Source organism: uncultured Holdemanella sp., assembly GCF_934772795.1.
In the GTDB taxonomy this organism is placed as follows: Bacteria; Bacillota_I; Bacilli_A; order Erysipelotrichales; family Erysipelotrichaceae; genus Holdemanella.
Window position 1 is genome coordinate 1 of sequence record NZ_CAKVMR010000052.1, and the last position, 14,971, is coordinate 14,971.

Annotated in this window: 9 protein-coding genes and 1 pseudogene; all 10 read left to right on the forward strand. The window is 33.8% G+C overall.

Annotated features, from left to right (window positions below):
- Positions 1-184 precede the first annotated feature (184 nt).
- Positions 185-454 (forward strand): annotated as a pseudogene (locus tag Q0F04_RS09030) (ROK family protein); the annotation flags it as partial.
- Positions 455-1,009: 555 nt separating this feature from the next.
- Entirely contained in the window at positions 1,010-2,332 is a 1,323-nt protein-coding gene (locus tag Q0F04_RS09035; RefSeq protein ID WP_295752567.1) for an RNA-binding domain-containing protein, read from the forward strand.
- 99 nt (positions 2,333-2,431) lie between these two features.
- A complete protein-coding gene (locus Q0F04_RS09040; RefSeq protein WP_295752569.1) occupies positions 2,432-2,614 on the forward strand; it encodes a hypothetical protein in 183 nt (60 codons plus the stop codon).
- A gap of 222 nt (positions 2,615-2,836) precedes the next feature.
- Complete coding sequence (locus Q0F04_RS09045) at positions 2,837-3,763, forward strand: acyltransferase family protein (RefSeq protein ID WP_295752570.1); 927 nt, start codon at positions 2,837-2,839, stop codon at positions 3,761-3,763.
- A gap of 324 nt (positions 3,764-4,087) precedes the next feature.
- Positions 4,088-6,214, forward strand: a complete 2,127-nt coding sequence (locus Q0F04_RS09050; protein WP_295752572.1) for a M28 family peptidase — start codon at positions 4,088-4,090, stop codon at positions 6,212-6,214.
- Between the two features lie 129 nt (positions 6,215-6,343).
- Entirely contained in the window at positions 6,344-7,804 is a 1,461-nt protein-coding gene (locus Q0F04_RS09055; RefSeq protein WP_295752574.1) for an HD domain-containing phosphohydrolase, read from the forward strand.
- Between the two features lies 1 nt (position 7,805).
- Complete coding sequence (locus Q0F04_RS09060; RefSeq protein WP_295752575.1) at positions 7,806-8,609, forward strand: transporter substrate-binding domain-containing protein; 804 nt, start codon at positions 7,806-7,808, stop codon at positions 8,607-8,609.
- Positions 8,599-10,728, forward strand: a complete 2,130-nt coding sequence (locus Q0F04_RS09065; RefSeq protein ID WP_295752577.1) for a response regulator — start codon at positions 8,599-8,601, stop codon at positions 10,726-10,728. The genes Q0F04_RS09060 and Q0F04_RS09065 overlap by 11 nt, the downstream gene beginning before the upstream one ends.
- A 912-nt stretch (positions 10,729-11,640) precedes the next feature.
- Positions 11,641-13,407, forward strand: a complete 1,767-nt coding sequence (locus Q0F04_RS09070) for an AAA family ATPase (protein ID WP_295752580.1) — start codon at positions 11,641-11,643, stop codon at positions 13,405-13,407.
- Between the two features lie 821 nt (positions 13,408-14,228).
- Positions 14,229-14,951, forward strand: coding sequence for a trehalose operon repressor (gene treR / locus Q0F04_RS09075; protein ID WP_295752582.1), 723 nt, complete (start codon positions 14,229-14,231; stop codon positions 14,949-14,951).
- Positions 14,952-14,971 lie beyond the last annotated feature (20 nt).

Below are 14,971 nucleotides of genomic sequence, written 5' to 3' on the forward strand. Positions count from 1 at the left end.
CCCTTGATCTAACAAAGAAAACTACAATTACAATAAATTTTACATTACTTATTGACATTTAATAGTTTGTCTTTTTTTGCGATGCATTCTACATATATATTATATCATGATTTACGTATAGAAACTGTTGAAAAACTGTTACATACGTCATTTATCTCATGACTGACGTCACGAGCGTTCTGACTTTAATAGTAAACAAGTAATCAAGCAGTTCTACCACAATCTAGCTATGGGTGTATTTAATGCGCAACACACACTTGATCCAGAAATGATCATGTTTGGTGGTATGATTAGTCAAAGAGATGATTTTGTTGAAAGATTAATGGAAGAATATAATATAATTCGTGAAAAGATGGGTATGGATATCATCACACCTAACTTAATGTGTTGTACATATCGACAAGATGCTAACTTACTTGGTGCACTCGCAAATTATATTGGTCGTAATAAATAGTGGGCAGAAATGTCCACTTTTGGTTTATTCAGGGTATGAAATTAAATATTTCTTATATTTTTCTTGTTTTTTAGATAAGCTCCTCTTTTGCAAATGGGTGGTGAATAGAAATGTGAGCAATTTCGTTAGCCAGACACCTAACAAAAGAAACAAAGGGATTATCGGATAAAGACAATCCCTTATATCCAGTCAATAGCCTTCATTTACCGTTAAAACAATTTATAAGAAATCATGGAGCTTATGATAGAGAGCACCTCCAAGACTGGCTGAATCTATTTTGGTCCATTATGAATGAGCCAAAGGACAAGTATGATAAGGTGTTAAAATTTATAGAATTGACAATCTTGTCGCCAAAAAAAGTGCGATATCGGGATGCAATGAGCTCTAAGCACAGTAAATAAGCGGATAATTACCACCCATTTGCAAAAGAGGAGCTTTTAGATAAATTCTGCGAAGTTATGGTTGTTTCTACACTTCTTGACTTTCCTTTCTTTCTTTCATACAATAGGAAAGAAGAAAGAAAGAAGAAAGAAAGGAGAAAGGAAGGATTAGAAGATGTTAGAATTTGAGAACCAGAATATTGAATTTAAGCAAGAGTATGTCCCTGACATCCGAAAAGAGGTGATGGGATTTGCAAATGCTGAGGGCGGCACAGTTTATGTTGGAGTACGAAAAGATGGAGCAGTTCTGGGTATTGGAGATCCGGATGGTGTGATGTTACAAATCGTGAATTCTTTGAAGGATTCGCTGGCACCAGACATAATGCCGTTTGTTAGAGTCAACTCGGTAGAATTAGAAGAAAAGCAAGTTATTGAAATAGAAGTAAAAACAGGAACAAATCGACCGTACTATCTCCGTGAAAAAGGCCTGAAGCCTGGTGGAGTGTATGTAAGAAAAGGAAGTTCTACACAGCCAATGACTGAAGAGGGAATCCGGGAGATGATTCTTCAAAATAGTGGCAGATCTTTTGAGTTGTGCCGAAGTATGAATCAGGAATTGACGTTTCATACTCTCCAAACAGAGATGAAAAGAAGGTCTATCGAAATCGGACCATCGCAAATGCGAACTCTCAAGCTGATAGGTGAAGATGGCTTATATACAAATCTTGCATTGCTGTTATCAGACCAGTGTGAAACAACAACGAAAGTTGCGCTATTTCAAGGAAGGGATAAGGAATTGTTCCGAGACAGAAAGGAATTTAAGGGCTCTATATTAAAGCAGCTTGAAGATGTTTACCAGTTCATTGATTTAGTCAATAAAACGAAAGCAACATTTTCAGGGCTAGATCGAACTGATAGAAGAGATTACCCGGAGGAAGCAGTAAGAGAGGCTTTACTGAATAGCATCGTTCATCGTGATTACTCTTTTAGTGGAAGCAATTTGGTCAATGTCTATGAGGACAGAATCGAATTTGTTTCTCTTGGAGGTCTTGTATCAGGTTTGGAACTGAAATCAATTTTTCTTGGTGTTTCACAATCGAGAAATCCGAACCTTGCGGCTGTTTTCTACCGTATGAGATTGATTGAGAGTTATGGTACAGGAATTGGAAAAATTGAGCGTGGCTATAAAGTATGTCCATTCCAGCCAGAGTTTGAAACAGCAAAGGGCGTTTTTCGGGTGACACTTCCGAATCGAAATGAAGAGCAAGAAGCTGAGGCAAAAAAAATAGAGTATGCGAATAACGATATTTCACTAGATGAGCAGAAGAATCTCATCATTCAGTATGCGCGAGAAAATGGTAGCATAACAAGAAAAGAAGTCGAAGATTTGATTGGTGCAGGAACAACAAAGGCATTCCGATTGCTTAAAGAGCTTTGCGAGGTTGATAAACTTGAACAAAAGGGAAGTGGAAAGTTGAGTGCCTACTTTATCAAGTAAATATCAATGCATGAAGAAGTATCTTGGTGATAATCAGGATCCTTTTTCATGCCGTTTTAATCTGGAGAAAAACGAAATGAAATATTTGATGAGTGCAGAATGATGGAAGGTACCGGCATCCATGCTGCAAAGACGATGTTTCCGACTAGACTAGCTCTGATTGTGATACAGATGCCCTGTGGTACGGTGGACTGGATGGTGATCGGTAGTGCAGTAATCATGGCAGGTGTTGCATCCTTCAATACCAACTTTGCCATTCTGCCGGAACTGGAGAAACAGTAGAAAAACTAAAAGAAAAAGAGCTCAACGCATCAGGCTCTTTCAAGGTGTTGTCCGAAGACGACCATCGCAAAATATATCGACAGAAGCATTGGTGAATTGAGTTACTAATGCTTCTTTTTTTAGTGATACAAATTCTGCAAAGTTAAGGATAAAATACTAAAATAAATATTCCACTGATGGAGATAATATGGTGATATAATACCTTGTTGTAGAGGGCATGAAATGAATTTTAATAGGGCATTAAGTAAAGAACAGACGACTTGTATCAATGGAATCTTTGTGTTGTTTGTGTTCTTATCACATTTTGGACAATATGAAACTATGCCATGGAATAATCTTTTATTGGCAATTGGACAACTGATGGTTGCACCATTCTTATTTTATTCTGGCTATGGCATTATGGAACAAATTCAAAGAAGGGGTATTGTGTATATTGATAGTATGCCTAGAAAAAGAATATTGAAGTTCTATATTCATTTTTGTATGGCACTATTCTTATATTTAATATTGTCATTCTTATTAGGAAAGGATTATTCATTTGTTCGTATCGCATTGTCATTTACGGCATTGAGTTCCATTGGAAATAGTAATTGGTATGTGTTTGCGATATTGGTAATGTATAGTATTGTATATATTTCATTTAAACAATGTAAGAAACATGGTATTACTTCATGTGTAGTATTTACTATACTCTATATAATTTTGATGGATGTAATAAAAGATCAAGCTTGGTGGTACAACATCATTCTTTGTTTTCCTGCAGGCATGATTCTATCAAAGTATAAAGATTGGGTGTGTTCCATTATTCAAAAACCAATTTTCTTTATTTTCTTGATGGTTTTAGCTTTTAGTTTATATTGTCTTTACTTACCAATACTCGCATATGAAATTATTTCGATTGTGTTTTGTTTCTTGATTGTAGATGTATGTGCATATAAAGAAATTAAAAATAGTTTGTTTCATTTCTTAGGTCAATATGTATTTGAAATCTATATTCTTCAAAGGATTTCAATGAACTTATTTGACTCATATTTAAATGACTGGACCTACCTAGTAGTATGTATAGTTGTCACTTTAATTCTTGCCTATTGTTTTAAAAAGCTAGAGACAAAAGTGGATGGGTTACATATTTTTAAAAATTTTAGTTGACAAAAAATATCATTTTCCTGTATATTTTTTGCGTACAAATCGTACAGAAATTGACCGCCTAGATATAGGCTAAGGCTACACGGACGGCCGGGTCAAATGCCGAAGACTTGTTGAAGAAGCAAGAACCGTATTTAGGGAATACGGAAGGGTGTTTACCCTTATTGATTGAGTTAAAAGCTCAGTTTTATAAAGTACAATATACCTTATGAAATGGTCAATAAGCTGGAATTTCTGTTACGAAAAGTATGCAGATAGATGATGGACGAAGATAGGTGTATATTGTGCGCCTATCTTTTTTTGTGTTTGGTAAAGGAGAAGAGGAATATGAAAAAGATTTTACGAGCAAGCCTTAGTGCAGCATTGTTGTTGAGCCTTGTGGGTTGTGGTTCGACAAAAGATGAGGCCATCTATCAAGATTCGATTGATGCCTATGTGAATGAGATTGATATGGATTATGCGTATGACTTCACAAAAACATTGTCTACAGATACTTCATTACATGATAATTCACTTGGATTTAGAACGAGTGGCTCAGATGCTGAGCATAGAACAGCCGATTATTTGGCTAAGGAGATGAAGGCCATTGGATTAAAGAATGTAGAAAAGATACCTGTGAATGTGGATAAGTGGCAATATAATGATGCATCCCTAACGATTGAAGGTACAGATATTGATTTGATGCCCGTATCGTATATGGTGAATGGTACAGATGAAAATGGAATTACAGCACAGATCGTAGATTGTGGGACTGGATTTGCGAAAGACTATGAAGGCAAAGATGTTGAAGGTAAGATTGCATTAGTTGGAGTGGATCAATACAATGAGTCTTGGATTGGTGGATATATTTATGAGGCGTATGAGCATGGCGCAAAAGCTTTAGTGACATATGATCTAGATGGATATGGAAGATTTAGTGATGATGATCATCAAATTCAAGATGTTTGTGCAGAAGATGTTATGCCTACGACAATTATCACAATGAGTGAGTACAAACAAATTAAAAAGGCTTTAAAACAAGGTCATGATATGGCCACTTTAAAAGTGGATAGTGTGATGGAAGAAGAAAATGGTACAAGTTATGATGTAGTTGGCTATATTCCTGGTAAGTCACATGATCAACAAATTATTTTTGCCGGACATTATGATATGTATTTTACAGGTTTTCAAGATGACTGTAGTGCCATTGGAACGATTATGTCGATGGCTAAGACGATGATTGATAGTGGTTATGTGCCTGAAAATGATATTGTGGTTGTTGCGCATGGTGCCGAAGAATGGGGTGCAACAGGCACTGAATTTGACTGGACAAGAGGGGCTTATGAATTGATCAACAATGTACATCCGGAATGGGCAAATAAAACCTTAGCTTTATTTAACTTTGAACTAGATGCCTATGATGATGGTTCAGATACATTTATGGTGACTTGTGTTCCTGAATATGCATCTTTAGTTAAGAACTTAGTGGATTCAGGTGCATTAGATGGTGCTGTAAAAGAATATAAGAATGGTATTTCTACAAAGACATATGATACAACGACAATGGAAGATGGTGTTTCATATCGTAATGCAGGTGTTCCATATTTCTTAAATACAACAGATACTTGTTCTGGAGAAACAAAGGATGATGGTGAATATACTTGGACTCAACTTCATTATCATACAGAATCCGATAATACGGATACGTATAGTGAAAAGGTGATGAAGGCTAATATTGCGGTCTTTGGAAGTATGGCTATTGCCATCGATCAGCTTCCAGCAATGTCTTTAAATATGCAGGCAACGATTGATGATTTAAAAGAAAGTTTTAATGAAGATTTAGCTTCAGAAGCTGGTGTTTCTAAAAAGGATTGGGATAAAGCTTTAGCTGTTTTTGAAAAAGAAGTGGATGCATTGAATAAAGAGGGTCAAGATATTAATGATCGTTATGTTGAGGCTGTTAATTCTAAATCCGATGTTACTTCTATCCAAAAAGAAGGAAAAGCCTATAATAAGAAAGTATTAGACTTATTTAAATATGTACAAGATAATTTTGTCGGTATTGTATTCTCGAGTGATGTAGTGATGAAACATGTGGGATATCAAAATAACATTGAATATATGGATGAAATCATTCAAGATTTAAAGAAAGACAAAGTAAATGATGCCCTAGATGTGGCATACCAATTAAATGGTTTGTGTGAATACAATTATTACTTATTCTCACCAAATGCAGCGGCTAAAATTGATGCGCATGCAGACAAGGCTGTTGAAAATAATAAGTGGTGGGGTAATGATAAAGGCTACTACTTCACAAACACTAAAGCTGCTACTTCATCTTTACTAACTAAAAAAGATGGAGATGATGTAAGTGTTGAAATCAAAGTATATGAGAGTGCTAGAAAAACACAGTTAGATTACTATAAAGAAGTGCTTGAAAATGAAATCTTGGCAATGAACAAGATGGGTCAATAAATATAAGCTTGGCTATATAAATGCCAAGCTTTTTGGTTATAAAAAGGGTCTGTGAAATGTTCACATTTGTGATTGAAAACACGTATTTTCTCGATGTATACTTATTCTAACTAAAGTGGGAATAGGGTTATGAATAGTTTAGAAGAAAGACAGAAGATTCTGGTTGTGGATGACTCCAAGTTCAACCAAGAATTGATTATGGAGATTTTAGGTGAAGATTATCAATATGTCGTGGCCAATGATGGATTGGAAGCTATTTCAATTCTGCAAAAGGATTGGACGATAGATTTGATGCTTCTTGATCTCAATATGCCAAAAATGAGTGGATTTGAAGTGTTGAAATATATGAATACGTATCATTGGATCGAGGAGTTTCCGGTGATTGTGATTTCTGCAGAAGAAGAGACTTCAATTATTGAAAAGGCATATAACTTAGGGGCTGTTGAATATATTCAACGTCCTTTTGATGCATATATTATTAAGCGAAGAGTTATGAATACACTCGTTTTATATGCCAATCAAAAACGATTGACCAATGTAGTCATAAATCAGGTGTATGAAAAAGAAGAAAATAATAAAATTATGATCAATATTTTAAGTAATGTTGTAGGAACATACAATAAGGAGAGTCGTGAACATATTCTTCATATTCGTATTGCCACGCAGATGCTTTTAAGAAGGTTAGTTGAGAAAACGGATGTATATCCATTAACAGAGTCTGATATTCATTTGATCGCAACGGCATCTTCTTTACATGATATTGGTAAGGTTGGAATTTCAAAGGATGTTTTAAATAAACCGACAAAACTTACGGATGAAGAGTTTGAAATTATGAAGACGCATACTTTGATAGGGGCCAAAATGATTGAAAATATGGAGTATCCAAGTGATAAGCCTTTAGTAAAAACGGCTTATGAAATTTGTAGGTGGCACCACGAACGTTTTGATGGAAAGGGATATCCCGATGGTTTAAAGGGAAATGAAATTCCAATTAGTGCACAAGTTGTATCGATTGCGGATGCATTTGATGCCTTGACAAGTACACGTGTATATAAAAACGCATATGATTATAGAACGGCGATTCAAATGATTATGGATGGAAAGTGTGGTTGTTTTAATCCATTGTTACTAGAGTGTTTGAAAGAGATGGGTGCCAAGATTTATGTGGCTTTTACAACGCAAAAATCGGATTATGACGATTATCATGAGGCACAGAAGTTGTCGGATGAAATCTTAAAATCAGAAACATTGCCATATGATGATCATTCGCAACGTATTATTGATTTTTTACAGGAAAAAATGGATTTTTTTGAGTTGAGTTCATCGAAAGTGTTGTTTGATTATAACCCACTTATTGGGGAGTTAACTATTATAGATCGAGAAAAGAATAAAAAGTATAAGAAGAGTATCTTGGAACTGGATGCGTATGATTTTAGTGAAGTTAAGAAACATTTAGATGCGGCAACAGTCGACAATAAAGAGTTTTCTTTGCAACTACAAGATTTAAATATAACATTTCATACGCTATGGTCCGGACTGAATGCAGAACAATATATTGGTGTAATTGGCCAAATTGATAGGAGGGGATGATTTGAAAGGTAAACGAATAATCAAGACTTTATTAAGTCTATCTTTACTTGTTTGTTTATTAAGTGGATGTAAGACAAGTGATGTAGAATCGGATGCATCCAACTTACCTGTCATTACTTTGGGTAGTGATAATTATCCTCCTTACAACTATTTGAATGAGGATGGAAATCCTACGGGTATTGATGTGGATTTGGCAACCGAAGCCTTTAAACGATTGGGATATCGAGTTGAAGTAGTTTATATTGATTGGGAAAAGAATAAGGAACTTTTAGAAAGTGGAAAAATTGACTGTATCATGGCCTGTTTTTCTATGGAAGGAAGATTGGATGACTATAAGTGGGCAGGACCGTATATCGCAAGTCGTCAGGTCATTGCGGTGAACGCAGATAGTGATATTTATACATTGGATGATTTAAAAGGAAAGAATGTAGCGGTGCAATCAACCACAAAGCCCGAGGGTATTTTACTAAATGGCAATTATAACGTAGGTAATTTGATTAGTTTAAACCATAGAGAATTGATTTTTACATTCCTACAAAAAGGATATGTGGATGCGATTGGTGCCCATGAAGAATCAATCATTCAATATATGAAGGATTATGATGCCGATTTTCGTATTTTAGAAGAGCCATTAATGCGAGTAGGTATTGGTGTGGCTTTTTCAAAAAATGACAAGCGTGATCTTTGTGAGAAGCTAGACAAAACGTTAAAGGAAATGCGTAAGGATGGTACTTCTAAAAAAATTATAGGTAAATATCTGTCGAATCCAGAAAAGTATTTGGAGGTGGATGATTTTGCGTACTAAAAATTGTTACTACCATATACTGACTGTTTTATTGGGGATTATCATTATTTTTACTTCTGCCTTTTATTTTTTTCAAACCCAAAAAGATGAAGCAGAAGATAAATTAGTTAAAATCGTAAATTATGTCAAGGTACAATGTTCTACATATACCCATTATAATGAGGCGAGTGAATCAAAGAGTTTATTAAGAATGATTGAAAGTTGTCGTCAGCTTCAAACGAATATTCAAATGGAAATGGATGCCAGAAAACCATTAGATGAAGCTTTTCTAAAGGATAATCTGAGTACGTTATGGATGGATGGTATTCTTGTATTGGATGAAAATGGGAATATAGAAAGTTCTTATAGTACGGATGATGCGATGTTGAAACAAGTCTATAAATATGTCAGTAAAGATATTGTTTTGGATTATATGAATTATGAAGAAAGAACCTATTCGCAACGTATTGAATTGGATGATGGAGCTCATATTGATATTGCGACATGTGCAAGAAGTGATGCACGTGGTATTGTGGTTACTTATTATTATACGTCGGCTTATTTTGCTCAAAATTATAATTTAACGCTACAAAACTTATTAAAGGGATATAGTAAAAAATCAGATGGGACTATTCTAGTTTCAGATCAAGGTAGAATTATTGCGAGTAACGATAAATCCTTACTTCAAGATTCGACAAAAAAGAATGAAATTATTCAAATATTAAAAGAGAATAAGGATAGTAAACATATTTATCATTTGAATAGTAAAGGTGCTGGCTATTATGGCATTATGTTGAAACAAAGTAATTATTATATCTTTGCGTATATACCGGATAGTGTAGTATTTGAAAGTTTTATCGTAGAAACAATTGCGATAACCTTTATATATTTGATATTTGTGCTTGTACTCAGATATATTAGCCATCGTAATAGTCTTATAAGACAGGCTAAGGAACAAGAAAAAGAGAAGATGCATCAAGAAGAATTGTTGCGAGCAGCTAAAAAGGCGGAGGCGGCTAATATTGCCAAAACGGAATTCCTTCAAAGAATGTCTCACGATATTCGTACGCCAATCAATGGAATCATTGGTATGGTTGAAGTGGGGGATCATTATAGTAAGGATATTGAAAAGCAGGCGGATTGTCGTGAAAAAATTAGATATGCTTCTAATACATTACTCGAATTAGTCAATGAAGTACTAGACATGAGTAAGCTTGAATCAGGTGAAATCGTACTTGAAGAAGTGGGGTTTAATATTGATCAGTTGAGTGATGAAACGGTTGTGATATTAGAAGAAGTCGCAAAAGAGCGTAATATTCAAATTGTCCAAGAAGGAAGAAGTATTACACATCCATATTTGATAGGCAGTCCAACTCATGTGAAGCGTGTTTTAATGAATGTTCTTTCCAATGCCGTAAAATACAATCGGGATAATGGATCTATCTATATTAGCTATAAAGAACTTGAATCTAATAAACCAGGCTATTCACTTTTTGAGTTTACTTGTCGAGATACCGGTATCGGTATGTCCAAAGAATTCCAGGATAAAATCTTTGAACCTTTTGCCCAAGAACACATGGGAAGTCGCTCTAAATATGTGGGTACAGGTTTGGGTATGCCTATCGCAAAAAGTCTTGTGGAAAAGATGGGTGGAACGATTGAGTTTACAAGCCAAGAAGGTGTGGGCAGTCAATTTGTGATCCGCATTCCATTTAAAATAGATGAAGAACATAAAACTGAAGCCGTTAAAGAAGCTACTTCTGCATCGATTGAAGGACTTAGCGTTTTACTTGTAGAAGATAACGAATTGAATATGGAAATCGCCAAATTCATTATTGAAAATGAGGGTGCAAATGTCACTTGTGCTACAAATGGTAAAGAAGCTGTAAATATCTATAAGAAATCACCAGAATTTTTTGACATTATCTTAATGGATATTATGATGCCAGAAATGGATGGATATGAGGCAACGAAAGTGATTCGTTCATTGGATTCGAAGATTCCAATTGTGGCAATGACGGCCAATGCGTTTACGGAAGATAAAATAAAGGCAAAAAAAGCCGGTATGAATACACATTTATCAAAGCCATTGGATAAGGATACATTGGTTCAAGTTGTTGCGAAGTTTTGTAAGAAATAGATGTGGTCATATTTAAGTGGCAAAATAGAGTAGGGATTTGATTCTCTACTCTTTTATATTGCGTAAATGGATGATTTTTTAGGTTGTTTACATGTCTAAATCACATCTAATTTGATGAAAATAATACGTTTTAGACAAGATAGGTGCAATCGTAACAAGATGCTTGGAGTTAATAATGTTTTCACATTGGACCTTTATAATAGGGATTGGCTACTGGATGTAGTTACGGTGAACCTTCTGAATTAAAAAAAGAAATCTGCTTGAGTTCTCGGCAGATCCTTCGATTTTTTGCAGGAGGACGTGTTTTATGTATATTTATCTGTACATTGATGTTGCCATGTGCTTAATGGCAATAGTAGAAATACTAAGAATTACATTAATTATTATAGAAAAATGTAAAAGACACTAGTTCACATCGCCACAATGGATTATTAGTGTCTTTTTACTAGATTAATTCAGAGTGACCACTGTATCCAGTAGTTTTTCTGTATTTGTATTATACCGATAAAGGAATGTTTATGCAAATGTGCATGTCTTATTTTTGAATTAGAAAATTGCTTTGGTTCATGATGATGTAAAATGTACATATCATGGAGGTGGTATTGTGTATTCTAAACAAGAATCAATCGGGTCATCTGATAATTTAATAAATCACTACAATGAAATTTCAAAACAATGTCGAGACGATAACTATATGAAGTCAAGAATTGAATTGTTTGAAATGCTTATGGAAGCAGAAGAAGATGCTGTGAAAGGAAGGGTATCGTCGATTCAAGATACTTTTAATGATCTGAGAACTAAATTGTGATATTAAGTGGTGAAAACTTCATAGTTTGATTTTTCTTAATTGATTATATTTAACTTTACAAATAAAGTTAAAAAGTTAAAATAAAGATATGAGGAGTTATACTTATGTCAAAAAATGAATATACAAGAATAATAAAAGAAATTGAAACATTGCCTACGGGCGGTATTACTTATAAGAAAATCAATGGTAAGAAGTATGCTTATTATCAATGGAGAGAGGATGGTAAGCAGCATTCGAAAAGAGTTAAGGATGATGAATTAGATTTTTTGGCAACAAAAATTGCTAAAAGAAAAGAATTACAAGCTTTGTTGAAAGATGTGGATATGACAGAAAATATGCATGACTTTAATTGTGTAGTTAGAACTGGTGATGAATTAAATCGGTTTGTAGATGTTGTGAAGGATTGGAAAAAACGAGAGTGCTACAAAGAACTGGAAAATTATGTTTATAGTAATGTTCATGATCGAGTTTTTATCTTATATGGACTTAGAAGAACAGGAAAAACAACTTTGATTCGTCAATTGATTTTGAATATGGATAGAGAAACACGTGATAAAACAGCATTTATTCAGGTTCAGGATAATAAAACAATGGCGGAATTAAATCAAGATTTAAAAGCCTTGGAGACACAGGGATATCGTTATGTTTTTATCGATGAAGTAACTCTACTTGATGATTTTATTGAGGGTGCCGCCTTGTTTTCAGATGTATTTGCGGCAAGTGGAATGAAAATTGTATTATCGGGTACGGATTCTTTAGGATTTTTGTTTAGTGAAAGTGAAGAATTATATGATCGTTGTATAATGAGTCATACCACATTTATCTCGTATCGTGAATTTGAAAATGTACTTGGACTTCATGGAATTGATGATTATATTCGTTATGGTGGAACCATGAGTTTAGGTGGAAATCATTATAATAATCATCCAACAATTTTCTCAACAAAAAAAAGTACGGATGAATATGTTGATAGTGCAATAGCTAGAAATATTCAGCATTCCTTAAAAAACTATCAATATGAAACGCATTTTCGTTCTTTAAAAGAGTTGTATGAAAAAAATGAATTAACAAGTGTCATCAATCGAATTGTGGAAGATATTAACCATCGTTTTACTTTGGAAGTTCTTACAAGAAATTTTAGTTCTCATGATTTGCGCGTTTCGGCAAAGAATTTGAGAAAAGATAGAACGCATCCAACAGATATTTTAGATCAAATTGATATTGTACAAGTGAATCAAACTTTGAAAGAATTACTTGAAATCCGTGATAAACAAGAACAGTCCATTAAAATTACAGATGCTCATCGTAAAGAAATTAAGGAATATTTGGATTTGTTGGATCTTACTGTGGAAATTGAAAACAGGTGGATGACTGACTTTAATAAAAAAGAAACGAGAACTGTTTTTTCACAGCCTGGTATGAGATATTCGCAAGCAGAAGCTTTGATTCAGTCTTTGATGCAAGATGATCGTTTTCGAAATTTGTCATTTAATGAACGTAAAAGGATAACTGAACGAATATTAGACGAAGTTAAAGGTAGAATGATGGAGGACATTGTTCTTTTAGAGACAAAGTTATCCAAGAAAAACTGTGAGGTTTTCCGCCTACAATTTGCGGTTGGAGAATATGATATGGTGGTTTTTAATCCAGAAGAAGGAAATTGTCAAATCTATGAAATTAAGCATAGTAAAGAAATGGTTTTACAACAATGCAGACATTTATTGGATGAACAAAAGAGTAAAGAAACAGAGTTTCGTTATGGAACAATTACTGGAAAATATGTAATCTACCGAGGTGAAAATGCAGAGTTAAAGGAGGCTTCTGAGCCGATATCTTATTTGAATGTGGAAGATTATTTAAAGAATTTGTAAGGCAATCGTAAAAAGATACGACTGAAATCAGTCCAAAAAGCAATCATAAAAAAATACGATTGTTTTTATGCGTGATTGTAGTCTTAAAATCGGAAAGGAGATTTTATGCGCAAAACAAGAATGCTCGTATTTAAAGAAACAATTACGAATACTTTTCTAAAAACAGTGAGTGCGACACAAATCAGTTGGGCAAATTACTTTTAAAAGATAGTTAGGCAGTACAAGAATGCATATGAATACATTAAGGGAGAAAAAATTTCATTAAAAATTTGAATTATGGAACTATCAGAAAAAGTGATTGAGGGCATGGTAAATCTTGATATAAGTAAATATAAAAATGAAATTGTGTCACCACTGGTGACACAAATTTACAGGACGAATTACTTTTCCAAAAAAACAAAGTATATTCTGTTCGTAATTTGAAGTATATGGAAAATATGCAGAAACTTATACTGAAAGAAAATTTGTGCAACAACCTGTTGCATAATTCCATGGGGTCACAATATTGTTCTTTTGAATAAGATTGCTGATATTAAAAGGTTGATTTATCCATAGTTTTATATATTCAAATTAACTGCTTTTTAAATTTCTTTTGGTATGATAAATTATATAAAAGTGAGGTTTTTAAATAATGAAGAAAGTGCTTTTTATTTGCCACGGCAACAATTTTTAATCTTCATAAAGCGCTTTATATAAAGTATAATAAATAAATTAAACAGGATTTGTGCACCTTAAATGCACCTTTTAGATAGCTTCATCAACAATTTTTATAGCATGTCCTATCCGTACATGTTACAATATAAAACGAAAGGTAATTATAGATGGCAAAATATCAAGAAATATACAATCGATTGAGATCTAGGATCGTTAATAAAGAGATTAAGGCAAATACATATCTGCCTAGTGAAATGGATTTGATGAAGGAATTTAATACATCGCGAGATACGATTCGTAAGGCATTAAATCTTCTTGCTTCCAATGGATATATTCATAAAGAAAAAGGGAAGGGGTCATTGGTTTTAGATTTATCTACAATTAATTTTCCTGTATCCGGCATTACGAGTTATAAGGAATTACAGGATAGTCATTTAGTCAGTAAATCAACGACTTTTGTGCATGAATTTAATTTGATTCCCGCAAATGAAGAAATACAGTCTTTATTAAATATGACTGGTGGAGATGTATATAAAACGGTTCGTATAAGAACAATCGATGGAGAGAAAATTATTTTGGATACGGATTATTTGCGTTCAGATATTATTAAAGGTTTAGAAATTAAGCATGCACAGAACTCTTTGTATGAGTACATTGAAAATGAGCTTGGATTAACAATTAGTTTCGCAAGAAAAGAAATTACTGTAATTCCTGCAACGGATGAAGAAAAGGAATTGTTGGATATGAAAGATTATGGACTACTTGTATGTGTTCGTTCTTGGACTTATTTAGAAGATGCAACATTATTTCAATATACAGTATCAAAACATAGACCGGATAAATTTAGATTTGTAGATTTCGCAAGACGTGATAAAACACAGAAGATGTAGTCGATGGGCTGCATCTTTTT

Bases quoted from the DNA above. Each gene is read 5' to 3' on its own strand.
- Q0F04_RS09055 (WP_295752574.1), top strand. From the start codon at position 6,344: ATGAATAGTTTAGAAGAAAGACAGAAGATTCTGGTTGTGGATGACTCC.
- Q0F04_RS09050 (WP_295752572.1), top strand. From the start codon at position 4,088: ATGAAAAAGATTTTACGAGCAAGCCTTAGTGCAGCATTGTTGTTGAGC.
- treR (WP_295752582.1), top strand. From the start codon at position 14,229: ATGGCAAAATATCAAGAAATATACAATCGATTGAGATCTAGGATCGTT.
- Q0F04_RS09045 (WP_295752570.1), top strand. From the start codon at position 2,837: ATGAATTTTAATAGGGCATTAAGTAAAGAACAGACGACTTGTATCAAT.
- Q0F04_RS09070 (WP_295752580.1), top strand. From the start codon at position 11,641: ATGTCAAAAAATGAATATACAAGAATAATAAAAGAAATTGAAACATTG.
- Q0F04_RS09040 (WP_295752569.1), top strand. From the start codon at position 2,432: ATGATGGAAGGTACCGGCATCCATGCTGCAAAGACGATGTTTCCGACT.
- Q0F04_RS09035 (WP_295752567.1), top strand. From the start codon at position 1,010: ATGTTAGAATTTGAGAACCAGAATATTGAATTTAAGCAAGAGTATGTC.